Here is a 23,272-nt window from a genome sequence, read left to right as displayed (position 1 = left end):
GACGCGCCAAATGTTAAAAACGTGTTAAAAAATGACCTAGGGCTGTGGAATACGTGGAAAAGAACCCTCTTTCACAAGCCGAACTCATGCCCCATTTTGGCTTATGGGGGCCGTTTTTACCGTGAAACTTCAGCCCTCACTGGCTCTTTAGCATCGGATTCGCGCTCGGCGACAGCGGCTGCGGGTTTGATGTTCCATATGTCACGGGCATATTCGGCGATGGTTCGGTCACTGGAAAAGAAGCCGGTGCGCGCCACATTTAGGATGGATTTGGCGGTCCACACGTCGGGTTCGCGATAATCTTTTTCCGCGCGATGACTGGCTTCAATGTAAGAAGACAAATCGGCCAGATGAAAATAGCGGTCGCCGCGATCCAGCAATTCATCCACGATCCAGCGGAACAGGCCGGGCTCGTCTGGGCAAAGGAGGTTTGAAGCCAGGCAATCCACCACTCGTCGCACCGTGGCGTCTTTTTGATAGATCTCGCGCGGATTGTAGCTGCGCGATTCCTGGTACCAGCTCACGTCTTCACGCGTTAGGCCAAAGGTATAAATATTGGCCTCACCCACGGCTTGCATGATTTCTATATTTGCTCCGTCAAGCGTGCCCAGCGTAAGAGCGCCGTTCATGGCCAGCTTCATGTTGCCGGTCCCGGAAGCTTCCATTCCCGCCGTGGAGATCTGCTGGCTGAGATCAGCGGCAGGCATGATGATTTCCGCCAGCGAGACGCGATAGTCGGGAACAAACACAACCTTGATGCGGTCTTTTACCCGCGGATCAGAGTTCACCACCTGGGCAACGTTGTTGATGAGCTTGATGATCTGCTTCGCTGCCCAATATCCCGGAGCGGCCTTGCCGGCAAAAATATAGCTACGCTGCATCTGCGGTTCCACGCCATCTTCCACCACGCTCAGGTATTCATGAATCACGCGCATCACGTTCAAGAGCTGGCGCTTGTATTCATGAATGCGCTTCACGTGGACATCAAACATCGATTGCGGATCGATGGCAACGGCCGTGGTGTTAAACACTTCGCGCGCCAGCTTTTCTTTATTGCGACGTTTGATGGCGCGGAATTCCTCGCGGAACGCGGGATCGCCTGCGCCTTTTTCAATCGCGCGCACGCGCTCCAGGTCTGTGATCCATTCTTCGCCCACTGTGCGGGTAAGCAGCGCTGAAAGGCCCGGATTCGCTTTCAATAACCAACGCCTCGGTGCAACTCCGTTGGTCTTGTTGCTAAAACGTTCCGGCCAGAGCTGGGCAAAGTCCGGCACCAGCGCGCTCTTGATCAGGTCACTATGCAACCGTGAAACGCCGTTAATCGCATGGCTTCCGACGATCGCCAGATTGGCCATGCGCACCTGCTTTTCCGGACCTTCTTCAATGATCGACATGCGGCGTTGCCGGTCAATGTCCCCCGGCCAACTGCGCGCGACGGTACGCAGGAACTGATGGTTGATGCCAAAGATAATTTCCGTGTGCCGGGGCAGCACGCGCTCAATCAGCGAGACAGGCCATTTTTCCAGCGCTTCAGGCAGCAGCGTGTGGTTGGTGTAGCCAAGCGTGGCCACGGTAAGCTCCCAGGCATGGTCCCAATCGAGCAAGTTCTCATCCACCAGAAAGCGCATCAGCTCAGCCACGCACAGGCTGGGATGCGTATCATTCATCTGGATGGCGACCTTGGAAGGTAGATCGTCAAAGCTCGCGTGGGTGGACATGTAATTGCGCAGGATGTCGCGTAGCGCGCATGCCACCAGAAAATATTCCTGATTCAGCCGCAGCTCTTTGCCGGAGAGCACAGAATCAGAGGGATAGAGAACGCGCGAAATATTTTCCGAGGCAATCTTCTGCTCAACGGCGCGAATGTAGTCGCCGCGATTGAAAATTTCAATATCAAAATCTTCTGACGCGCGCGCCGTAAACAGGCGCAGGAAGTTTACGGTGTCGCCACCGTAGCCGGCCACCGGCAGATCATTGGGCACGCCGACGACAATTTTGCTATCGACCCAGCTCTGCCGCCGGTTGCCGTGCGAATCACGCGAAGACTGCAGCCGTCCATACATGGGCACGGTGCAGAAATCCTGAGGACGCTCAATGTAAAACGGCGTGCCCTCAGACTTCCACTGGTCCGGCTTTTCCCGCTGGAAGCCGCCAACAATCTCCTGCTTGAACATGCCGTACTCGTAGTCGATACCGTAACCAAAGCCTGGCATGCCCATGGTGGCCAGCGACTCCAGAAAGCACGCGGCCAAACGGCCCAGACCGCCATTTCCAAGGCCAGCATCGGGCTCCACTTCCAGAACGTCTTCCAGCTTCACGCCAAATTCCGCCAGCACGGAACGGCACTGCTCGCCCAGGCCAAGATTGCACAGATTGTCACTGAGCCAGCGCCCCATCAGAAATTCCATGGAGAGATAGCCAAGGCGCTTGACCTTCCCTTCACGATAGCGTCGCTCGGTCTTGAGCAGACCATCGATCAGGTAATCGCGGATGGTCAGCGAGAGAGGCTTGAAAAGCTCGCGCGGAACAAGACTCCCTCCGGGGCGAGCGAGCGCGTAATGAATGTGCCGCAGGATGGATTCACGCAGCGGTTCCGGATTAAACCGTGTTCCGGTCAAAAAATCAGCGGACATTCTGGATCATTGGATGCACGCCCCCAGCACTCGAGGCTACGCGGCAACCCATTTAGTATTGCACAGTGCGCGCTGGAAACGCACTCAGTGAAATACCCTGATCATATTGATCCCACTGGCAGTTAGCTAAGGCTGGGGTGCTTGCGGTGCCAATCTGTCTGGCGCTGGAAAATGCGCGCCGCCTGAACGATTTTTGCGTCGTCGAGGGCGCGGCCAATAAACTGGATGCCCGCTGGCAAGCCGTGCTGGCCGAAGCCGCAAGGTACGCTGATGGCGGGCAGACCGCAGATATTGCCGATGCCGCCAATGGGATCGGCAAAGGTTAACGCCTCGTCCAGGTTGGCGTCGAGTTTGCTGGCGGTCACGGGCAATGAGGCCGTGGCCAGAACGTCAACGTGCTGGAAAATCTCATCTATCTTTACCTGCAGAATGGCGCGGATGCGCTGGGCCAGAATGAAGTCTGAAGCGCTGATCTCTTCATTCATGTAGCCGCCGATTTTCCCCAGTGGATCAGTCAGCTCAGCCACGCGACCCGATTGAATCAATGTTCGAAATGCAGTTGCGCCTTCCACGGAAACAACAAGTCCCGCGGCGGTCTCCCAGGGACCGTCGGGAAGAGTGGTGTTACTTAGCTCGATGGAAGGGCTCTTTTCCAGAACTTGCCGCGCGGCCATCACGGGCCCGTTCACGTCCGGCTTGATTTCTTTCCATTGGTTCACCAGCCAGCCCACGCGCAGCTTGCCTTTTACCTCAGGCGCGCCGGAATACTTTGCGGCCGCCTCCGGCAGTGAGCCCAGATCTTCGGCGTCATGGCCGGAAATAACTTTCAGAACCAGGTCGCAATCATCGGCGCTACGCGTAATGGGGCCGATTTTATCCATGGTGTAAGAGAGGGCCATGGCGCCGCTGCGGCTCACGCGTCCGTAAGTCGGACGCAGGCCGCTGAGCCCACAAAATCCGGAAGGACAGATGATCGATCCCCAGGTTTCAGTGCCAATGGCAAAGGCCGCGAGTCCTGCGCCGGTGATGGCGGCAGAGCCGCTCGAAGAGCCGCAGGTCCAGTAATCGGTGTTCCAGGGATTTCTGGCCGCGCCGGTGGCGGACGCCGAGGCAAAACGGTATCCCATGCCGCCAGCCAGCTCGATCATAGCTGCCTTGCCCAGAAGCACCGCGCCGGCAGCTTCCAGCTTTTTGATGACTGTGGCGTCATAATCAAAGCGCTGGTCAGAGTATGGCCGCGCGCCCCAGCCAGTGGGATAGCCTTTGACCGCGAGCAGGTCTTTGGCGGCGTAAGGAATACCGTGGAGCGGGCCGCGATACTTCCCTGCCGCGATTTCCTTTTCCGCCGCATGCGCCTGCTGCAACGCCAAGTCGGGCGTGAGCGTGGCATACGCATTCAGTTTTTTGCCGATCGAGCGGCTGCGATCCAGATAGCTTTCTGTGAGTTCAACGGGGGAAAGCTTGCGCGCTTGAATGCGCTTTGAAAGTTCATTGACCGGGAGAAAGAGAATGTCTTCGCTGAGCATTTATTTGGTCTCTTTCCGGGACTTGGATTGAGCAGGCTTCGTCGTCCGGGGCTTCTCTTTTGCTCCGCCTAACTTCTCTTTTGCTGCGCCGGGCTTTGCTTCGGCCCGATAGGCGCGGAACGCGTCAGCAGGCTGGTTGCTGTTTTCCAGTTTGAAGGCGCGCATTTTTTCCAGGCCTTCCTGCGATTCGGCCATGATGCGGCGGATGTCGGCTTTCTGCTCTTCACTCAGCCGCTCACCATATTTGCGGAAGATCGACGCCACTTTCATCTCCACTTCGGCCTGGGCGGAGGCGGAAAGCTTGGCCATAGCGGCCCGGGTCTTGCCTTCAAGGGACTGGGGATCAAAAGAGGCCGCCGGGCTTGCAGCGGCCTGGGCCAGCGCATCGATCGTCAGCGCGTTTCCCTTTGGAATCAGTGCAGTAGTGGCGGCCGCTGCCGCGCCAAGGGCAAACTGGCGCCGGCCAAGCAGGAATTTGGACATCCCGTGTTCTCCGGTTAAGAAGTTTCCAATCGGGGAGAGTAAATGAAGCGCGTCTTGATCGTCAAACAGCGCGCGCCAAACGCGATCTTCAAACATAGCGCGGAAACAGGCCATCAAACGCGGGGCGAGCAGCTTGCATCCAATTAAAAGCCGCTTGTCTCAGTTCAAATTCACGGATGGTTTGCCCATGGCACGCTGGATCGCTTTTGACCAGAAAACGACTTCCATTCTTCGTTCAACGCTGGCGCAGGGAACAAGAATTGACACGCTTCTTCGCGGGCCAATCGATTATGCGCTGGCCCGGCCAAGCGCTGTAATTGCCGTGCTGCCGGCGGGCGGTGGAGACAGTTTGGGGATTGCCACGTTCCGCCGAGCGCGGGCCGCAGTGGCGCAGCGTGCCGCGACGGAGCAGCTACGAAGCAGTCTTCCCCCGCGACCTGCCGCGCAACATGCGTCCACGCGTGCCGGAGGATTTCTTGGCCTCAGCGACGAGCCGGTATTTGAGGACGAAGCACCCGAAGAGAAAAAAGGCTGGTGGCGGAAGTTTTGGGATGAGTAGGATTTTAGCCGCGAATCTTCGCGAATCTTTTCTGATATCTCGACGCTGAAATTGGCCGAAGCACACAGATCGCCACGACGAACAAAATCTCTAATGAATACCGAAATATTGGTTCGCCACTTGCAAGAGATCTGCGTCGGTCATGACGCCATACTCAATACGTGGCTTCTTGCCGGGTGCGACTAAGTAATATCCAACATCTGCTTTGACGGGCCTGAACGTGGTCAATTTCTTTCCCTCACGCAATTGAAAAGAGCGCGTGTACAGTTCATGAAATTCGATTCCCTCTTTCCTGAACGGCTCCCGGACATTTCTTGCATAGAACTGGAAGTCCGCCGATGCCTCGTTAGCATCAGGGTCTTTTTCCCCTTTCCCGGGATTGGCTGGTTCAAAAAATGCCACTACAGTGGGGCCACGCACAACGACAACAGGTTGCCTTTCTGCCGCGCGTGGCGCGACGGTAATGACGCAGAAAGCAGCACAGGCGATCGCTGATCTGAACCGTTTCACACCGCAAATGTACGCTGATAAGGAACGGAATTCCAACCAGTGGCTAAAGCCAACGATATTATCGACCTATACGGCACGGCTGAAGCCGTGCCCTGACACTTGTTTCGCTTTGGGACACACTTGGCGGCTGAAAATATTTTTTGAAAAATATGTCCCGGAAGTTGTCGCAAACGACACTATATAAGTAGAGGGAGTGGCGGTGGCGTGAGGTAGAAATATCCGCTCGGCTCTGATAGGGATCTGTCGCTACGCTCGAGACTTCGGACTTCCTGAGAACGCCTTGATGCGGCATTTCAGGATGGAAAGATCCTCGGGATCCTTCGGCTCCGCGCCACTCCATGGAAGCGTCCGAAGCGAGTTTGCGGCGCTCCGCTCAGGACGACAGTTCGAAACTTTTTGAAACGTTACCAACTTCAGAATGACAGTGAAAACATCACTAAGGCTTCGGGATTGAATAAGCGGGTAGGGATCCCTCTCTACGCTTCGGGATTGCAGAAACAGTTAGGCTTCGGGACTCAATGACCAGATAGGGTTCCCTCGCGGCGCTCGGGATTTTAGAAGGTAAACGCCAGCCCGCCACGCAGCGAGCGGGCGGACTGGACCATGTACACGGTGCGTCCGTCCTGGCCCATTACAGGGACGTAGCCCTGGGCGAGCAGGTTGCGCAGGTCAAGAAGTGCGTCCATTTTGGCGGGGATGAAGGACGTTCCGGGAATTGGCTGGCGGATAAAGACGCTCAGGTAAGGATCGGTTTGGCCGGGCGAGGCGTTGAACGCATCGACGGCAGAGAGCGTGTTGCCGCTGGTCCATTTATAGGAAGCAATCCAGCGCGTGCCGGTGGAGGGGATATGGCCGTAAAGCTTTGTCCCGACGGAATGCTGGCGTCGGGTGCTGAGCGTCTGAGCCAGGGCCTGCCAATCGGCGGCAGAGTCAGACACAATGGCCTGGCCAGTGGAATAGTCCACTGTGGCCGTAAGGTCATCAGAAACTTTGCGCTGCACCACCACGCGCGCTCCGGTGCTGCTCACGCCCGGGCTGTAGCCATAAGAGAATGTGCCGGAATAAACGTCTGGAAGCACGTCATCAGAATAGCTGGAAGGATCGCCTGCGCCAGTGAGGATGGCGTTTTGCACGTGGTCAAAAAACGCTGCTACCTGAACGCTGGTATCGCCCATGCGACGCGAGACGGAAAGCTCATGGTGCGCGGCTTTTTCCACTTCAGGCTCACCGTTGAGCAGCGCCATGCGCGGACCGGACTCGCTCAGGTCGGCGGGAGCGGAATCAAAGCCCTTGGCCGCGCGTGTATCAGGCTCAGCGGTGGCATAACGATATTCCACCAGCATGTTGGGCGAGAGATGGACATCGACGGAGCCATGCGGACGGAGCGCGATCACGCGGTTGGCAAACTCAGTGGATTGCAGATCAGCGCCGTAGCTCAGGTCAATAAAGCCAGCAATGGTTGTGCTGTCAGAGCTGCTCATGGTTACGGCAGCGTACGGCGAATTCTGGACAGCAACTCCGGGCGCGGCAAAATGCCGGTAAGTCACGGTAAAAGTGGGACGAGAAGAATCGCCTATGTCATGCGCGTAGGAGGCGCGAAGCACGCCCGTGGGATCGCCCGACGACGCGCCGATATTGCCATTGAAGGAGAGCGTGCCGGAGGAAAACAGCGATTTTTCCAGCGCAAATGCGGTGGTAACGTCGCCTGCACTGCCAAAGCCATCTGCGCCGGCGCCGGCGATGAAAGCGACGCTGGCTTTGAGCGCATCGTCACTGCCTCCACGCTCAGATTTATTGTGCGTGACCACAACCAGAGATCCGCTGTCACTACTGTCTTTGTCTTTTTCCAGAACGCGAAGGATCGGACGGTTGGCGGCTGAGCGCAGCGTCCAATGCCAATCGTCGGCATCTTCAGCGTCAGAGCGGCGAGTCGGCATCAGCTTGAGCGCGTCCGCCAAGGTATTGACCGTGAGATTGATGATGACATGCGCGCCGGAGTGCAGGGGAATATTTTCCCGCAACGAGGGCAGAAAAGACGCGGCTGTTACCTTTACATAATAATTGCCAGCCGGCAGATTGTTGGCCAGGTAATAACCGCGCGAATCTGTGAAGACGGTTGTGCCCACTCTGGCGGCGGAGACAAAAACCTCCACCACCGCGCCCATTTGGGGCGCTCCGGAACTGTCTTTGACGTATCCCGCAATGGCTCCAACGCTGGCCGCATGAAGCGGCGCCCATGCCAACAGGAACACCAATAAACATCCGAATTTGCGGGTCATATCCACCACCTCAGTTAAAGTGGAGCCCTCGTGCAGCTATTGCTGTACGGCGAACTTGGCCGTGGGTGAAATCGTCTGTTTGGAAATCTGGTCGTTCACTTTAATGGTTACCTGGTAAATGCCGGGGTCAAGCTGGCTCAATTGCAGGCTCTTGCCGAGGGTCACCTGCTCGCCAACGTTTCCCATTTGGGCCGTCGATTCCGTGAAGTCTAACACATGCTGGTTGGTTGCGGTGTTTACCACTTGGTACTCCACCGTGGCAGAAGGCTTGTTGGTCTTCTGGTCAACGCCCAGATTGTAAACCTGGAGCCAGAAATTGACCTTCTCTTTCTTGGTGAATGAGGCCGGCTTGCCGTCAGAAGAGCTGACCTTGGGCCGGACTTTGTTGGTTCCGATGACGAAATTGCCGGTACCGACTTCGCGGGCCGGGACAGGCTCCATCTGGTCAGCAAGGATCAGCGTGGAAGACGTAAGCTTTTCATCGCCGAAATCGGGAACGGTATAGCTGCGGCTGAAAATGCCGGTTTTGTCGCCGTTGACGTCTTTCATCACTACATCAAGCCGGTAAAGCCCCGGACGCATGGGCAGCGCCTTCCAATACAGCGAAACGTTGTTGATTTCCTTTTCCAGCAGCTCGGCCGGAATGTCGCGATGCAGCGTTTCTTCAAAGGTCTGCACGATCTGGCCGGAAAGCTTGGTCAGCTGGCCATAAACATTGACCACGGCGCGCTGCACGCCATCTTTGTTGGCGAAGGTGAGGCCCTTGAGCGGGACTTGGAGCGTGATCGGGACGAGGACTGTGTCTGAAGTCAGTTTGACGAAGTCAACCTGCACGTCGAACGGCAGCAGGTTGGTGCGGAATTTGTGGGTGACCAGCTCATTTTGCAGGTCTTTAAACTTCACGTCCGGAGCGCGGTTCAGCTTGGCGAAAGTCTCCATGCGATCAAACTGCTTGGACTGATTGTTCCTGTTGAAAGGACCTTCACCAATGTTTTCCAGGCCACCGCGAAAACGGTCAGCTTTGTTGGCCTGGCCCATTTCTTCCAGGGTGGTTAGGCCGGCATTGGGGACGTGCAGAAGGGCGTCTTTCTTGGAGCGGTCCAGCGTCATTTCATAGGCGCCGCAGCCGCAATCGTCAACAAATTCGATTTCGATTTCCTGGCCAATACCTTCCAGATAGCGGTAACGCCACACCTCAAACGGGAAGGTTTCAGTTTGGCCGCCGCCTTCTTCCGGCGATCTCTGGTATGGGCCGCCCATGGGGTGGGAATCAATCGAGGTGGGCGGACCATACATGATATAAATTCTTCCGCGGTCGGTGCGCCAGCCCGGCATGCCCGCGGCGTAATGCTCGTTGGCATAGGCTATGCGCCGGTAGTGCTCTTCTTTGTATTCGTTTTCAGCGGTATCAGGCGTAGGGTCGCGACGTTGCCAGAATCCTTCAATAAACGTGTCGCGTTCGGCGTTATTTGAGAGCTTCTTGAACGCTGAAAGCTCTTCATCGGTGATGATCCAGCGGACATCTTCATCCAGCCATTTTTTGTATACACCGCCTAGTTTTTCTTTGGTCGCGTCTTGATTGTCCTTTTTCCGCTCGCGTTTCAGCGGGTCCTGCTGTCCATCCGCCTGCGCCGACTTACCAGCCTTATCCGACTTCGCATCTTTTTCCTGGGCCTGCACTACGAAACAGCCTGAACCAACCAACACAGCCGATAAAAGCACGGTATAAAAACGGGGGTGACGGGATAACACTAGGGAGCCCTCCTTCAAACGGGCAGATATTTGGATTTTAAGTCTTTTGCAACCCCATAATCAAGGATGGAAAGCCGATTCCGCCCTTTTCTTATCGACCTTAGAATGCAATTTGGGACATTTCTTGCTAACAATTTTAAGGTTTTTGCTTTATCAAATTATGTAAAGCTACCCTGCTAACCCGTTATAATCATAGACTGGTACCCGCCCACCGCCAATTCAACGCCCAGCGCAGTGCTCCTGCCTTGACGAAGGAACTTTCACAGTCCCTTCGGCGTATATATGGTGGACGTATTCCGCGTTTTATTCCGGAAGGTTAATTCATGAACGTAAAGAAAATTTTAATTATCTTAGGTGTTGTTTTATTGCTGGGCGCGATTGTCGGCTTCACCGTCAATCAGAGCCAAAAGAACGTTGTCACGGTCCAAACGGGCAAGGTTTATAAGCAGGATATTTCCTCTGTGGTCACGGCTTCCGGCCAGATCAAGCCTAAGACTCTGGTCAATGTGGGCGCCAACGCCATGGGCCGGATCGTCCGCCTGTTTGTGCGCGAAGGCGACACCGTGAAGAAGAACCAGGTCCTGGCCCAGCTTGAAAACGTGCAGTCCGCCGCCGATGTTGCCATGACGCGCGCCACCCTCTCCAGTTCCCAGACTGACGCCGTTGCCGCTGAGGCTGCGTTGAACACCGCGCAGGCCCAGCTCAAGAGCAGCACTGCCGATCTTGCCCGCGCCAAGCTTGATTACGACCGCGCAGAGAAACTTTACAAGGACAGCCTGATCTCCAAGGCCGACTACGACGCCAAGAAAGCTGCTTATGAAGTGGCCGACGCCGTTCATGCCCAGGACATCGCTCGCGTGGCGCAAAGCAAGGCGCAGGTTGATTCCGCTGAAGGCCGCGTTGGCCAGTCCAAAGCGCAATTAACCCGAGTAAATGACGTTCTCAGCAAGACCACATACACCGCGCCTTTTGACGGCACGGTAACGAATCTTCCCGTGCATGAAGGCGAGACCGTGGTCATGGGTATTCAAAATTCTCCGGGCAGCACTCTTATGACAGTGGCAGATATGTCGATCATCACGGCGGAAGTGCAGGTGGATGAAACCGACATCGTCAACGTAAAACTCGATCAGCCGGCGGAAGTCACGATTGACGCGATTCCCAACCAGACTTTCAAGGGCAAAGTAAGCGAGATCGGCGACAACGCCATCATCCGCTCCACCGGTGTTTCCACGTCGCAAAGCCTTTCCGGCGGGCAGGAAGCCAAGGATTTCAAGGTCGTTATCACGCTCACTGATCCGCCGCCCAACCTTCGTCCCGGACTTTCCGCCACCGCCAAAATCACTACCGGCGTGGCGCGCGATGCCGTCACAATTCCTATCCAGGCGCTCACCATGCGTGACAAGAATGATCTTGATGCGCAGAAGAACCCCAAAAAGCCCGTGGACAAGACCGCTCCAGCCGGGCCAGTGAAGAAAGAAAACACTGATATTCAGGGCGTCTTTGTGGTCAAGAACAAGAAAGCTGAGTTCCATGAAGTTGTGACCGGCCTCACCGGAAGCACAGAAATCCAGGTAAAGAGCGGCCTCCAGCCCGGCGATGAAATCATTACCGGCAGCTATAAAGTCCTCAAGACCCTGCGCAATGGCGCCGGAGTGAAAGTGGATAATTCCGTGGTCAAGCTGGGAGAGTCGTAAACTCCTGCGTCTTTTTAGCGTCTAAACGTTTATACGACTAAAGTATGGAGTGGGGTACGCGGTGGCAACAGACCAGGAGAAATTGATGTCAACACAAGTCGCCGACATTTCTGACAAGATCATTGCACCGCCTTCTGAATGCATCATCTGCACGGAAGACCTGTGGAAGACCTACCAGATGGGGCAGGAACAGGTGCATGCGCTGCGCGGCGTCAACTTGCGCATTGATCGCGGTGAATACGTTGCCATCATGGGCCCTTCAGGCTCGGGCAAGTCCACGCTCATGAACCTGATCGGCTGCCTGGATACGCCCACCAAAGGCCGTTACTGGCTCAACAGCAATCTTGTGAGCGAACTTGATGACGACGAGCTTGCCCGCATTCGCAACAAAGAAATCGGCTTCGTTTTCCAGACGTTCAACCTTCTGGCCCGCGCCACCGCGCTGCACAACGTCGAGCTTCCGCTCATCTATAGCGGCACGCCTTCTGACGAACGCATTGCCCGCGCCAAGGCGGCGCTTGAGGCCGTGGACCTGGGCGAGCGCATGAACCACAAGCCCAATGAGCTTTCCGGCGGACAGCGCCAGCGCGTCGCCATTGCCCGCGCTCTCGTCAATAATCCCTCAATCATCCTGGCCGACGAGCCTACCGGCAACCTTGACTCGCAAACTGGAAATGAAATCATGAAGCTGATGGAAGAGCTTCACCTCAAGGGCAATACCATTGTGCTGGTAACGCATGAAGCCGATATCGCCGAGCACGCTTATCGCGTCGTCCATATCAAGGACGGCATCGTCGCCAGCGACGAACGCAAAAGCAGAGTCGCGCCGCAGCAATAGCCGCGATTTTCGCCGGAGAGCAGAGGATTTTTCGCCGCAGATCGGGCGGATAAACGCAGATCAGAAACAGAGACAATTGGCGAGAGGCGCATAAATGCGCCTCTTTTGCGTTTGCGGTAACGGGGAAAGAATGGCCCGGTGGAAAAGCGGCCATCACCCGCTTCGCATGACGCTTCAGCGTCATGGCCGGTGGAGGAGCGGCCATTCATGGCCGCATAAAAAACTCTAAACCCTTGTCAATCCTGAGCGCCGCCCGAAGGAGCTGTACGACCGAGGGCAAGTCGAAGGACCCCGAGAATATATCGGTCGCCCATGCCGCTTCGGGGAGTTCTCTCGACAAAAAAGAAAGCGCTTGCGTGGATTGCCATCATCCCGCTAACCTTTCCCGCAATGCTCGCCACGCCACAACTAAAGTCTATCGAACTGCGCCATCCTATCATCAGCAAAATCAGGTTTGCCTGGCTTCTGCCGTCCGCACAACTCTTGCTTTGTGCCGCGCTCCTCTGGCCCATAAGGCTCACAATCGTTCATGCGCTGCACATTCCTCTTCCTCACGTCATTGAGCAGACCATGGTGGCGGACTGTCAGCGCTGGTCACCCAAACAAGACTTCTTTCTTTCGTCAGTTGTAGCGCTCGATATTCCCGGCGGATTAATCCAACTGCCCTACGCCATGAACACCCCGACCAAACGAGAGTGGTCACCTGAGGGAATGAACGATCTACTATGGCGGGCCGTTACATGGCCGTTCCTGTGTATTCCATTCTGGTGGATTGCGGGCAGGGCGATTGACGCGCTAACCGTTGTGAAACACCAATTGGTTCGGCCAAGGATTGGCTTGCTGGAAACTGTCATCGGCTCATTTTGGATGGCGGCCGGTGCGCTCATCTTCGTGGGTTTTCTGGTAATGGCAGGCATCAAGAAGGACCTGGAGTCGACTCGCATCGCTGCTGCCGGCGGACTGTGGGCTTTACTTGGCGCATTATCGCTGATCGCTCGATTCCGCCAAAAGCGCTTGCCCATATTGCAAAATGCTGCGGCGACAGCCACTACTGCATGACGCTTCAGCGTCATGCCCGGTGTAAGAACGGCCCTTTAGGGCCGTGAAAAAAACTCTAAACCCCTGTCAATCCTGAGCGCCGCCCGAAGGAGCTGTGCGACCGAGGGCAAGCCGAAGGACCCCGAGAATATATCAGGCGCCCATGCCGCGTCAGGGAGTTCTCTCGACAAAACCAAGCCAATGATGCCTAAAAATATTTTTCCAAAAACATGTCCCCAGAAACCTAAAAAACTGCATATGGTAATAGGAGATGAATTTTCCGGGCCACCCCCGCAGGCGAGGGCGGCCACGCCCCAAAAAATATTTTTTTCAAAAAATGTCCCAGCCCCCCTCAAATTCCCACACTAGTAAGTAGAGGGAGAATTTTCATTTCCCGCCACAATCTCTCCGGCTGCACCATCCTCCAGTTCTAACTCTCTGAATTAAAAGCAACTAACTCCGCCACCCGCATCTGGGTTCACTCAAAGACGCGTGGCTTTTTCTTTTGCCGAAAGGAAACAAAATGCCCAAAACTCCGCTTGCCGCTCAATGTATCCCCATGTCCAAACCACAGGTCCTCAAGGCCATCCGTCTTTCCGCCAAGAAGCTTGGCCGCAATCCCAGCCTCCGCGATCTCCGCCTCATTGGCCGTGTCTCGGAGCAGGTCATTTATAAGCGCTTCGGCGGCCTCGGTCGCGCCCTGGCTGCCGCCGGACTTGAAGCCACTGGCCCCGGCTTCAGCCTGCCTGAATCCACTCTGCTGCTTGACTGGGCCGCCGTCGCCCGCAAGCTGGGCAAGGTTCCCAGCGTGCATGAATATGAAAGCGCCGGACGCTTCAGCAACATGCCCTTTCACACCCGCTACCGCCATTGGACGCGCATTCCTGAGGCCTTCCGCAAATTCGCGCGCCAGTCAAAACTAGAGCGCGACTGGCAGGACGTGCTCAAGCTCGGTGATGCCAAAGTAACGAACCAGCGCAAAGCCGCAAAAGCTTTTGTCCGCCCGCGCGTCCGCAAAGGCCCCATTCATCGCGATCGCCCGGTTTATGGCCGACCCATGATGCTGCCGGAACTCGCCCATGAACCAACCAACGAGCTCGGCGTAGTCTTCGTCTTTGGCATCCTGGCGCGCAAACTCGGGTTCGTCGTTCTCCGCATCCAGCCGGATTTCCCCGACTGCGAAGCCATGTTCGAGGTGTCCCGCGGCGTGTGGCAGCGCGTCCGCATTGAGTTTGAATTTGAGAGCCGCAACTTCCTCCGCCATCGCCACAAAAAAGACGGCTGCGACATGATCATCTGCTGGCGTCATAACTGGCCTGAATGTCCGCCCAACCTTGAAGTGCTGGAACTCTCAAAAGTCTTGGAAGGCATGATCTAAGTCGCCCAGCGTCCCAAAGACTTCGTCTTTGCGCTCGCCCACTAGGTCCCTGTCTGCTTGCTGCCATTGCCCTTATTGTGCCTAACGACCCACTCTTTCCAGTTGAAACCGTCCGCCGAGAGGTTCACAATCTTGGTAATAGCTGGCCCAGGTTCCGCAAAATCGGACAGAAACTGAGAAGGTTCCCTTGGATTATTGTCGCGGCAAAGAAACCATTCTTGTAGTGGATGACGAAGAGTCTCTGCGTACGGTCATCGTGGATCTGCTTGGCCATCTGGGATATTGCACGCTCTCAGCGGCCAGTGCCCACGATGCCATGAAGGTGGCGCTGGAATATCCGGGAAAGATTGACCTGCTGCTGACCGACGTGGTCATGCATCCGCTGACCGGCCCCATGCTGGCGGAAAAGCTGATGCGCTCACGGCCGGAGATGAAAGTGGTCTATATCTCGGGCTATGCCAATGCATCACTGGCGCCGGACGGCGTTTTGAAGCCCGGCACCGTGCTGGTGCATAAGCCCTTTACCATGAAAATCCTTTCCGCCAAACTGCGGGAAGTGCTGGGAAATCCCGTAATTTAACGATTTTGTAAGGCCTGGATCACGCCGCCCTGGGATGTGTGCGCCAGAACACGCACCCAGAGATTTTCTGACACACATGGCGGCTTATCTTCGCCTCTAAGCTATTGATAATAAAAGACAAGATACGCTTGGCCCCGCAGTTGCACTATCTCTTGCCAGCAACAGCATTTGAAAGGGGCTCACCGTGAATACTGGAGAGATGGCTGGAACCAAAAACTTCCTGATCTGGATGGGATTGTGGATCGCCGCGTTGATGGTCCTGCTGCCTGCGCTGGCCGGCAGCTAAGCGGATCAATTTTCCTTGACCAGTTCCTGGGCCGACTTTTCTTTTTGGGGCTTTTCTTTTTCAACCTTGGATTTGAAGTCGGTCGGCGTTCCAAACGGCAAGAATACCCTGAAGCAGGTTCCACGGCCGCCGCTGGCGCGTCGTGAGCGAAAACGCAGGCTTCCCCGATGTTTGATGACCAGGCTGTTCGCCAGCCACAGTCCCAGCCCGGTGCCTTTGAGCTCTTTGGTGGTAAAAAACGGTTCCAGCACGCGGTTGCGCAGCTCTTTTGGTATGCCCGGACCTTCATCGTGAATGGTGAAGACCACGCCCGGAACGCCATGCGAAGTTCCTTTCCGGATGCGAAGACAAAGGCTGCCCTGATCGGGTGACGCGTCAATCGCATTGCCGATAATGTTGGCAAAAACCTGGCGCAGCTCGCCGGGAAATCCATGGATGCAGAACGCCGGGCCTTTTTTGAAATCGACCGTGATGCGCTTGGCTTCCATCTGCACCACGTATAACGCCAGCACGGACTGCACCATGTCCTGAAAGTCCAGCTCCACGGCAATCTTGGTTTCACGATGGAAAGACAAAATCTGTTTCGTGATTTTGGCAACGCGCTCCAGCTCTCTGGTCGCCTGCTTCAGGAAATCCCTGACTTGCTCCTGATCGTCCGTGTGCGTGGAAAGATAAATCAGGTTGGTCAATGCTTCCAGCGGGTTGTTGATTTCATGCGCGATGGTCTGCGCCAGCCTGCCGGTAGCCGCCAGCTTTTCCGTGTGGCGCAAAGTTTCTTCCGCCAGCTTGCGCTCAGTAATGTTGGTCAGGACCACAATGGAGCCAAAGCGCTGCGTGCCGGTCATTACGGCGTCTGCTGTAACCAGAAACCAATGCTGCCCCTGCTGTTGTTCGGCCACATAACGCGAGGTTTCAGTATGCGTGAGAAAATCCGCGCTGCCCAGCACCTGCTCCAGGATTGCGACGCCATCGTGCCCAATTACTTCACTGAAAGTTTTCCCGCTCAGCTCCACAAACGCCCGATTACAGCGCACGACTTTGTTTTCCGTATCCAGCAGCACCAGATATTCCGGCAGCGCGTCCACCGTGGATTGCCATTGTTGCGCCGACTGCCGCGAGATTAATTCTGCCTGCTTCAGCCGCAGCAGAGACTTGACCGTCGCCACCAGCACCGTGGCGTCAATCGGATGAGTAAGATATCCGTCCGCGCCGCCCTCAAGCGCCTGGACTTTGCTTTCATTGCTCACGAATGACGCGGAAATTTGCAGCACCGGCACGGAACGCGTGACTGGATCAGTCTTGATGCGGCGGCAAACTTCATAGCCGGAAAGATCAGGCAGCTTTACGTCCAGAATCACCAGGTCCGGGCAGGATTTCACGCGCTCCAGCGCTTCTTTGCCGGTGGTGCACTGCTCAACTTCCAGGCCCGCGCGCGCCAGGATTCGCGAAAGCACGTAGCGATTTTGCTCCGTGTCGTCAACCAGCAGGACCCGCGATGTCTGGCGCTCTGTCATCTCTGGTTTATTTTTCCTCTGGTCCCGCAATGTCCATCTTGGCCAGTGAACTTAACAACGATTCAGGAGAAAGCGAAGTTGTTACGTCACTCTTGGCGATCAATCCTGCGGCCAGATCAGTCAGCCGCTTCTTCTCTTCGCCGGTCAGCAACTTTGACGTGTACACAATCACCGGCAGACGGCGTGTCTGTTCCTGGTCACGCAGCTTCTGCAACACTTCAAATCCGCCCATCCCGGGCATCACCAGGTCAAGAATCACCGCATCCGGCTGTTCGCGATCAATCATATCCAGCGCTTCCTGCCCATTATGCGCTTCCACCAGGTTCAGCCACGGACGGTCCAGCAGTTCGCGCAAAATATACAACGACAGATCATTGTCGTCCACCAGCAGAAGTTTTTTCGGCTTTTCCTGCCGTGTGACTCGGCGGACATCTTGTAATACGCTCGCTGCTTCCAGTGGCTTGCTGATGGCCAGCGCCGCGCCGGAATCCAAAGCGTGGCCGGAATCCCGTGGCTTCGTCACGGCGATCACCGGAATCTGTTCGCTCGAATCATCCGACTTGGGAAAAAACCGCAGGAAATCCCATCCCGGATTTTCCAGTTCCTCGATATCAAGCACCACGGCGCGCGGCTGGTGGCGTTGCAGCCATGTCTCCGCGCGCTCCAGGCTCTCCACGTGAATGAGCTGAAATTCTGAAACCTTAAACGCAGGATCAATCAACGAGAACACCTGCGCTTCCGGCGTGATCAGCAAAACCGTGGGCCGTGAAAATTCCGGCGCAGGCATCTCCTCGCGCGATCCGGCCACATCGGCTTCACCTTTATAAACGATAGGCAGTTCCACAAAGAAGCTCGACCCACGGCCCAGTTCGCTCTTTACCCAAACCTTGCCGCCCAGCAACAACGCCATTTTTTTGCACAACGGCAATCCCAAACCCGTACCGCGATAGCGCTCTTGCAATGGATTTTCTATCTGGGAAAATTCCTGAAACACGGTCTCCAGATGTTCCGGCGGAATGCCGATTCCCGTGTCCGTCACCTCAAACAACATTGAGCCGCTGCCGCGTAGTTCGGCGCAAATCTTTATCTCGCCCTGCGGCGTAAACTTGATGGCGTTGGAAATGAAGTTTCTCAATATCTGGGAAACCTTGCCTTCATCTGTCCGCATGGGCGGCAGGTTTGCGCCTTCACTAAAAACCAGGTCCACGGAACTGTTGTCCGCCAGCAACGGCTTCAGCATGCCCTTCAGAGCGCTGAACAGCTCCATCACCTCAAACGTCTTCACCCTGATCCGGACTTTCCCTGCTTCCACCTTGGCCAGATCAAGCAGGTCATTCACCATCTCAGATAATGTTTTTGCTGACTCCAGGATGAATCCGACTTGCGTCTCCTGATCGTCCGTCAGGTCGCCATCCAGCCGGTCCAGCAGTATCCGCGCCAACGACATAATGGAATTCAGCGGCGTGCGAAATTCATGCGAGATGTTGGAAAGAAAACTGGTCTTCAGGTCTGAAGCGCGCCGCAAATAATCCGCTCGTTCATCCAGCTCAGCGTACAGCGCAACCACGCCGCGATTGGTGTCTTCCAGTTCGCGATTCAGCAAAGCCAGCTCTTCCTGGCGTGCGCGCAGCTCCTGCAAGGTCTTCAGTAACTCTCGGTTTTGCCGGTCAATTTCCTCGTACGGGCTCTCCGGCGTCTTGCTGTTGATCTTATCGGTCACGTCCTTCAAGCGCGCTGGGGTAAGCACCGGCACTGCGAATGGCAGGTCTTTGCCCATCGTCACCACAGTCCCGGAAGGGCTGCTGGTAATCTCAAAATTGTCCATGAGCCGTTTGGTGCCTACAATTCCCAAACCCATTCCAGTAGTGGAACGGTAACGACCTTCAAAAATTTCATTCAGATTATCGATACCCGGGCCGGTATCAGAAACCGTGATCTCCAGAGTCTGTGTCCGTCCAATCTCCACATCAAAATTTACTTTTCCCCCGCGAGCGTAACGGTAGGCGTTCCGCGCCATCTCTGAAGTTGCTGTAGCCAGCCGGATTTGCTCCTGGTTATCGAATCCCAGCAGGGCGGCGATCTCACGCGCTCGCTGGCGGGCCTGCACCACGTCGCGTTCATTCCGTAATGTGATCGTCGAAAGCCGGTTGCTCATCTGGTTCACTGGATTCGGACTAGATCGCTGCCGCTCCCTTCAGCACCAGCACGCTGGCATCATCACGTTCCCGGCGAAAATCGCGTAATAGTACGCCTGCAATCAACGCGGGTTGCCGCCCAAGAAGGCCGGGATAACGCGAGAGGTCCCAGCGCGACTGCAACCCGTCAGAATGCATCACCAAGACGCCGTCTTTGGGCCATTCCACTTTGAACTCCTGCACTCTGGCCATCACGTGTCCCAAGGTGCCGTTGTGTGAGACCAAACTGCGGCTCAGCGTACTACTTAGGATGCTTCCTGAGATGTTGCCAACTCCCGCATAGGTCAATGTTCCGGCCAGCGGGCGCACTTCCGCTATAGCCGCTGCCGCGCCGCGGGTTTTTTTCAGCGCATCATGCACGCGGGAGATCAAGCTTGCCGGCGATTCACTGCTATGGGCGCGAAATACCCGCACCGCTTCATCCGCGGCCTCGGCTGCCTGGATTCCATGGCCCAATCCATCCGCCGCAATCACCATGCATCGATCGCCATTGATTTCCCAGGCAAGGTTGTCGCCAGATGCCGTCTCTCCCGTAATCGGCGAAACCAGCCCAGCAATCTCCACGGAAGATTTGCGCGCATGGTGCTCGTTTTCTGATTGTTCTATGCGCGCGAAAATAGCTGTGCCTTTGGCGTTGCTGAAAACGTCAAAGGCCTCAGCCATTCGCTTGATCGCGCCCAATCCAGTCCCCGGAGTACCGCCGGTGGAGTATCCATCCTGCAAAGCGCGTGAGAGATCGGCGATACCCGGCCCGCGATCCAGGGCCACGATTTCCATTCTTGTCCCGTTTTTGGATTTGATTCCGGAGAGCAGCAGCTGGCCACCGCCGCCATAGACCACCGCATTGCGGGCAGCTTCAGTAATCAATATCGCAGCTTCGCCCGATTTTGTTTCATTCAGGCCAAGTGAAGCGGCCATGCGCGCGCCGGCGCGGCGGGCCTCAGCCGTGGAACTGAAATCGGACAACGAGACCGTTTGAGAGAGAAACATTATTTCCAGCGGACCACGGTTACGCGCGTCCCTTTACCCAGCTCTGATTCAATTTGAAAGTCGTTGACGAGTCTCTTGCTCCCGCCCAGTCCCAGTCCCATACCGCCCCCGGTGGTGAAACCGTCACGCAAAGCAGCATCCACATCGCTTATGCCCGGCCCGCGGTCTTCAAATACCAGCTTCAAACCACTCTTGATGGAGTTCTCTACCTGCTCAATCATCATGTGGCCGCCCTTGCCGTGTTCCAGGGCGTTGCGGGCCAGTTCACTCGCGGCGGTCACCAGTTTGGTCTGGTCCACCAGCGTGAACTTCATTTCAATGGCCCATTGCCGCACCTTCTGTCTTGCCACCACTACATCCGCGGAAGTGGCAATCGGCACGGTCTCCTGCTTTGTCGACTTCATCCACCCATCTCCGAATGGAAATCTCCGCGCAGTTCGTACAGCAGTTCCATTCCCGTTTCCACATTCAGCGCGGTACGCACTCCGCTCAGTGACATGCCCAGCTCAACCAGCGTGATGGCCACGGCCGGTTGCATGCCCACCACCACGGTTTCGGCGTCCAGCACGCGCGCCATGGCTGCAATATTGGCCAGCATCCTGCCGATGAATGAATCCACGATCTCCAGCGTTGAAATATCAATTAAGACGCCGCGGGAGCTGCACTCTGAAATTTTTTCTGTCAGATCGTCCTGAAGCTGCACCGCCAGCCGGTCATGCATGTCCACCTGGATTGTGACGAGCAGGAACTGCCCCATGCGCAGGATTGGAATACGTTCCATTTACTCCTCCCGCCTGAGAAGCGTGCGTTTGCCGGCGTTGTCGCCGTTCACTTTTGTCACCACCTGGCCGGTGCGCTGGAGTGCCAGTGCAAAAGCGTCTGAGAGCTTCGCTTTGGTAATCACGCCCGCCAGGTCAATGCCAAGATGAACAATGGTCTGCGCAATCTGTGGACGCACGCCGCTGATGATGCAGTCCGCGCCCATCAACCGCGCGGCTGTAATCGTTTTCAGCAGATGCTGCGCCACCAGTGTGTCCACTGTGGGAACGCCAGTGATATCGATAATCGCAACTCGTGAGTTCGTTTGCACCACGGCTTGCAGTAATGACTCCATCACCACCTGGGTCCGGGCGCTGTCCAGCGTGCCGATGATCGGCAGGGCAAGAATTCCATCCCACAGCTTGACGACTGGTGTGGACAACTCCATCAGTTCTTCTTGCTGCCGCGCGATGAACTTCTCTCGCGTGGCCTGGAAAGCATCGGCCGTGATCAGCGCCAGCTTATCGACGAGTTGGGTTGATTTCCAGATGTCATCGAACAGCGCGGCAGGATCGGACGGGTTCTCCCGGCGCACCGCGTTAAAGATCGGCTGTTTGAGTGAAAGCACAAAAGTGGCGGTTTCACTGGTGGTAAAGCCCTGTTTCGCCCGCGATGCGGAGATTGCGCTCAGCGTGTCCCGTGCCTGTCCCCAGGCGGGCCCATCGAGGTTGGTTACGTCGCCGGACCTGGCGCCCATGGCGATGGCATCCATCAGTTCACGGGATTGCGATTCCACTTCCTCATTGCTGATCAGGTCGGCGCGGCGCACCGCGGTGCTCATCTGCCTCACCCAGTCCGCGCGTATTTCCTCGTGATGCTTGTTGATCATCTCGGGCAATTTGCTCATCGATAGGTCCTCCAGATATTTTTCAGGTGCTTTCATAAAATCCGTTTACAGGGTGCTGGATGCTATTTAGGTGGGCAGGAAAAATACAACGCGGCAAAATCGCCCCAAGATGCAGCGGCTAAATTTGATGCAGATGGAAGCTGATATGCTGTCCGGCCTCAGGCCTGCGCCGAATCGGAATCCTGCACAAAAGTCTTCAGGGCTGCTTCCAGTTCCTTGGGGCCTGCCCACTTGGGTATCACGTGCTCTACCCCAAAAAACTGGCATAATTTCTTTTCCGTGTCGCCCATCACCGTCCATACGACTACAGGAATTCCATTGAGCTTGGCATTGGACTTCCAATATCGCAGTACTTCGAATCCACTCTCTCTGGGGAAGGAAAGATCCAGCAGGATGAGGTCAGGCGCCGGCTTGGTACCCTCCACCACGTCCTGCAAAAACAGGATGGCCGCAGCAATATTATTCAGCGCGATAACATCCGGTGCCCCGAGCTTTTTCACTACAGCCGTGGACTGCCGCATATCTGCCGGCGTATCTTCAACGATCAAAACTCGACGCATACCTTTTTCCAAGGAAACTGCCTGTCCCATATATGGCCCTAATCCGTCGCGGAGGCGGATTTTAGCTCAGCACGCAAGATTTAACACTCTTGCGGAAGCATAAAATTCTAAGTAGTCTCCAGAGCAGAAAGCAAGTCTTCAACCCTGAATTTTATAAAGAACCTTATCGGATGCGCCGGCAAATGTCCCGAAACGGCCGCCAAAAGACGCCATCTAGCTGTTTTTTGATCTTTTAGCGAGTGCGCAAAAAAATACACTTTTCAGCGAACCAACCAGCCCAATGCGGCATCTATTCTCAAGACAAAGAGTCCCTGCTGTACCCGAGGGTTCGGGTGTGCCGATAAACAAGGAGTAAGCTATGCTCGCAAAATGCGCCAATCCATCCTGTTCTACTCCGCTGGTTTATTTGCGTGAAGGCAAGATCTTCATGGTTGAATCGCCACAACCGCAGTTTGAATTGCTGAATGCCAATCCAACAAAGCCCAAACCGTCGAATCGTGTGGAACACTTCTGGCTCTGCGGCCCCTGCTCCGTTGAGATGACAATCACTTATGATCGGCAGCGCGGGGTTGAAATAGTCCGCAAGACGGCCGCCAAAGTGACATTAACGCGACGCGCCGCCGCGTCCTGATTTGCTTTTTTGCGCAAAGCTAACTGTGACATTTCAAGAGGTTGTCCATTCGAGCAAAACCAGAGAAGCTGATTGTGATGAGCAGTCAACTCAAATCTGGAGGCCCGAATGGACATTCATAAGAATGCACGACTTACCTTTATCCGTCGAGAGCAGT

20 protein-coding genes are annotated in these 23,272 nt (G+C 55.7%); 7 read left to right on the top strand and 13 right to left on the bottom strand.

Features of this window, described 5'->3' with window-relative positions:
• Positions 1-116 precede the first annotated feature (116 nt).
• The 3 genes from LAO76_26120 to LAO76_26110 all read right to left on the bottom strand — a co-directional run bounded on the left by LAO76_26120 (position 117) and on the right by LAO76_26110 (position 4,642).
• On the bottom strand, positions 117-2,633 hold the full coding sequence (locus tag LAO76_26120; GenBank protein MBZ5494416.1) for a glycogen/starch/alpha-glucan phosphorylase: 2,517 nt from the start codon (positions 2,631-2,633) through the stop codon (positions 117-119).
• 122 nt (positions 2,634-2,755) lie between these two features.
• Positions 2,756-4,159: an amidase gene (locus tag LAO76_26115; protein MBZ5494415.1), complete on the bottom strand. Its 1,404-nt coding sequence runs from the start codon at positions 4,157-4,159 to the stop codon at positions 2,756-2,758.
• On the bottom strand, positions 4,160-4,642 hold the full coding sequence (locus LAO76_26110) for a hypothetical protein (GenBank protein MBZ5494414.1): 483 nt from the start codon (positions 4,640-4,642) through the stop codon (positions 4,160-4,162).
• A 187-nt stretch (positions 4,643-4,829) separates the two neighbouring features.
• Between LAO76_26110 and LAO76_26105 the strand changes: the two genes are divergently transcribed.
• A complete protein-coding gene (locus LAO76_26105; protein MBZ5494413.1) occupies positions 4,830-5,201 on the top strand; it encodes a hypothetical protein in 372 nt (123 codons plus the stop codon).
• 90 nt (positions 5,202-5,291) lie between these two features.
• Here LAO76_26105 and LAO76_26100 read toward each other — a convergent pair whose 3' ends face one another.
• The 3 genes from LAO76_26100 to LAO76_26090 all read right to left on the bottom strand — a co-directional run bounded on the left by LAO76_26100 (position 5,292) and on the right by LAO76_26090 (position 9,742).
• The gene (locus tag LAO76_26100; GenBank protein MBZ5494412.1) at positions 5,292-5,711 is read right to left on the bottom strand and encodes a hypothetical protein; all 420 of its coding nucleotides are present in this window, start codon (positions 5,709-5,711) and stop codon (positions 5,292-5,294) included.
• A 554-nt stretch (positions 5,712-6,265) separates the two neighbouring features.
• A complete protein-coding gene (locus LAO76_26095) occupies positions 6,266-7,990 on the bottom strand; it encodes a carboxypeptidase-like regulatory domain-containing protein (protein MBZ5494411.1) in 1,725 nt (574 codons plus the stop codon).
• A gap of 36 nt (positions 7,991-8,026) precedes the next feature.
• Positions 8,027-9,742, bottom strand: coding sequence for a GWxTD domain-containing protein (locus LAO76_26090; protein MBZ5494410.1), 1,716 nt, complete (start codon positions 9,740-9,742; stop codon positions 8,027-8,029).
• A gap of 323 nt (positions 9,743-10,065) precedes the next feature.
• On the opposite strand from LAO76_26090, the gene LAO76_26085 reads away from it, so the two are divergent.
• The 5 genes from LAO76_26085 (at position 10,066) to LAO76_26065 (ending at position 15,273) form a co-directional block, all read left to right on the top strand.
• On the top strand, positions 10,066-11,439 hold the full coding sequence (locus LAO76_26085) for an efflux RND transporter periplasmic adaptor subunit (GenBank protein MBZ5494409.1): 1,374 nt from the start codon (positions 10,066-10,068) through the stop codon (positions 11,437-11,439).
• Positions 11,440-11,581: 142 nt separating this feature from the next.
• Positions 11,582-12,277: an ABC transporter ATP-binding protein gene (locus tag LAO76_26080; protein MBZ5494408.1), complete on the top strand. Its 696-nt coding sequence runs from the start codon at positions 11,582-11,584 to the stop codon at positions 12,275-12,277.
• A gap of 312 nt (positions 12,278-12,589) precedes the next feature.
• Entirely contained in the window at positions 12,590-13,336 is a 747-nt protein-coding gene (locus tag LAO76_26075; GenBank protein ID MBZ5494407.1) for a hypothetical protein, read from the top strand.
• A 502-nt stretch (positions 13,337-13,838) separates the two neighbouring features.
• Complete coding sequence (locus LAO76_26070; protein MBZ5494406.1) at positions 13,839-14,693, top strand: hypothetical protein; 855 nt, start codon at positions 13,839-13,841, stop codon at positions 14,691-14,693.
• A 187-nt stretch (positions 14,694-14,880) separates the two neighbouring features.
• Complete coding sequence (locus LAO76_26065) at positions 14,881-15,273, top strand: response regulator (GenBank protein MBZ5494405.1); 393 nt, start codon at positions 14,881-14,883, stop codon at positions 15,271-15,273.
• 291 nt (positions 15,274-15,564) lie between these two features.
• Here LAO76_26065 and LAO76_26060 read toward each other — a convergent pair whose 3' ends face one another.
• The 7 genes from LAO76_26060 to LAO76_26030 all read right to left on the bottom strand — a co-directional run bounded on the left by LAO76_26060 (position 15,565) and on the right by LAO76_26030 (position 22,484).
• Positions 15,565-17,073: a response regulator gene (locus tag LAO76_26060; GenBank protein ID MBZ5494404.1), complete on the bottom strand. Its 1,509-nt coding sequence runs from the start codon at positions 17,071-17,073 to the stop codon at positions 15,565-15,567.
• A 7-nt stretch (positions 17,074-17,080) separates the two neighbouring features.
• Positions 17,081-19,228, bottom strand: a complete 2,148-nt coding sequence (locus tag LAO76_26055; protein MBZ5494403.1) for a response regulator — start codon at positions 19,226-19,228, stop codon at positions 17,081-17,083.
• 19 nt (positions 19,229-19,247) lie between these two features.
• On the bottom strand, positions 19,248-20,258 hold the full coding sequence (locus LAO76_26050) for a SpoIIE family protein phosphatase (protein ID MBZ5494402.1): 1,011 nt from the start codon (positions 20,256-20,258) through the stop codon (positions 19,248-19,250).
• Complete coding sequence (locus tag LAO76_26045; protein MBZ5494401.1) at positions 20,258-20,662, bottom strand: anti-sigma regulatory factor; 405 nt, start codon at positions 20,660-20,662, stop codon at positions 20,258-20,260. Before LAO76_26045 ends, LAO76_26050 begins: the two co-directional genes overlap by 1 nt.
• A complete protein-coding gene (locus LAO76_26040; protein ID MBZ5494400.1) occupies positions 20,659-21,039 on the bottom strand; it encodes an STAS domain-containing protein in 381 nt (126 codons plus the stop codon). Before LAO76_26040 ends, LAO76_26045 begins: the two co-directional genes overlap by 4 nt.
• Positions 21,040-21,924, bottom strand: coding sequence for an STAS domain-containing protein (locus LAO76_26035; protein MBZ5494399.1), 885 nt, complete (start codon positions 21,922-21,924; stop codon positions 21,040-21,042).
• 158 nt (positions 21,925-22,082) lie between these two features.
• On the bottom strand, positions 22,083-22,484 hold the full coding sequence (locus LAO76_26030; GenBank protein MBZ5494398.1) for a response regulator: 402 nt from the start codon (positions 22,482-22,484) through the stop codon (positions 22,083-22,085).
• 358 nt (positions 22,485-22,842) lie between these two features.
• On the opposite strand from LAO76_26030, the gene LAO76_26025 reads away from it, so the two are divergent.
• A complete protein-coding gene (locus LAO76_26025) occupies positions 22,843-23,115 on the top strand; it encodes a hypothetical protein (GenBank protein MBZ5494397.1) in 273 nt (90 codons plus the stop codon).
• Positions 23,116-23,272: the final 157 nt, after the last annotated feature.

It is taken from the genome of Terriglobia bacterium (assembly GCA_020072645.1).
In the GTDB taxonomy this organism is placed as follows: domain Bacteria; phylum Acidobacteriota; class Terriglobia; order Terriglobales; family Acidobacteriaceae; genus Angelobacter.
The sequence above is the reverse complement of the archived record's forward strand: the minus strand, read 5'-3'. Positions and strand labels throughout refer to the sequence as shown.

What these genes read in the sequence shown, in the direction of transcription:
- LAO76_26105 (MBZ5494413.1), top strand. Translation starts at nt 4,830, where the DNA reads ATGGCACGCTGGATCGCTTTTGACCAGAAAACGACTTCCATTCTTCGT.
- LAO76_26030 (MBZ5494398.1), bottom strand. Translation starts at nt 22,484, where the DNA reads ATGCGTCGAGTTTTGATCGTTGAAGATACGCCGGCAGATATGCGGCAG.
- LAO76_26055 (MBZ5494403.1), bottom strand. Translation starts at nt 19,228, where the DNA reads ATGAGCAACCGGCTTTCGACGATCACATTACGGAATGAACGCGACGTG.
- LAO76_26115 (MBZ5494415.1), bottom strand. Translation starts at nt 4,159, where the DNA reads ATGCTCAGCGAAGACATTCTCTTTCTCCCGGTCAATGAACTTTCAAAG.
- LAO76_26070 (MBZ5494406.1), top strand. Translation starts at nt 13,839, where the DNA reads ATGCCCAAAACTCCGCTTGCCGCTCAATGTATCCCCATGTCCAAACCA.
- LAO76_26025 (MBZ5494397.1), top strand. Translation starts at nt 22,843, where the DNA reads ATGCTCGCAAAATGCGCCAATCCATCCTGTTCTACTCCGCTGGTTTAT.
- LAO76_26095 (MBZ5494411.1), bottom strand. Translation starts at nt 7,990, where the DNA reads ATGACCCGCAAATTCGGATGTTTATTGGTGTTCCTGTTGGCATGGGCG.
- LAO76_26040 (MBZ5494400.1), bottom strand. Translation starts at nt 21,039, where the DNA reads ATGGAACGTATTCCAATCCTGCGCATGGGGCAGTTCCTGCTCGTCACA.
- LAO76_26120 (MBZ5494416.1), bottom strand. Translation starts at nt 2,633, where the DNA reads ATGTCCGCTGATTTTTTGACCGGAACACGGTTTAATCCGGAACCGCTG.
- LAO76_26035 (MBZ5494399.1), bottom strand. Translation starts at nt 21,924, where the DNA reads ATGAGCAAATTGCCCGAGATGATCAACAAGCATCACGAGGAAATACGC.
- LAO76_26060 (MBZ5494404.1), bottom strand. Translation starts at nt 17,073, where the DNA reads ATGACAGAGCGCCAGACATCGCGGGTCCTGCTGGTTGACGACACGGAG.
- LAO76_26075 (MBZ5494407.1), top strand. Translation starts at nt 12,590, where the DNA reads ATGCCGCTTCGGGGAGTTCTCTCGACAAAAAAGAAAGCGCTTGCGTGG.
- LAO76_26050 (MBZ5494402.1), bottom strand. Translation starts at nt 20,258, where the DNA reads ATGTTTCTCTCTCAAACGGTCTCGTTGTCCGATTTCAGTTCCACGGCT.
- LAO76_26110 (MBZ5494414.1), bottom strand. Translation starts at nt 4,642, where the DNA reads ATGTCCAAATTCCTGCTTGGCCGGCGCCAGTTTGCCCTTGGCGCGGCA.
- LAO76_26085 (MBZ5494409.1), top strand. Translation starts at nt 10,066, where the DNA reads ATGAACGTAAAGAAAATTTTAATTATCTTAGGTGTTGTTTTATTGCTG.
- LAO76_26045 (MBZ5494401.1), bottom strand. Translation starts at nt 20,662, where the DNA reads ATGAAGTCGACAAAGCAGGAGACCGTGCCGATTGCCACTTCCGCGGAT.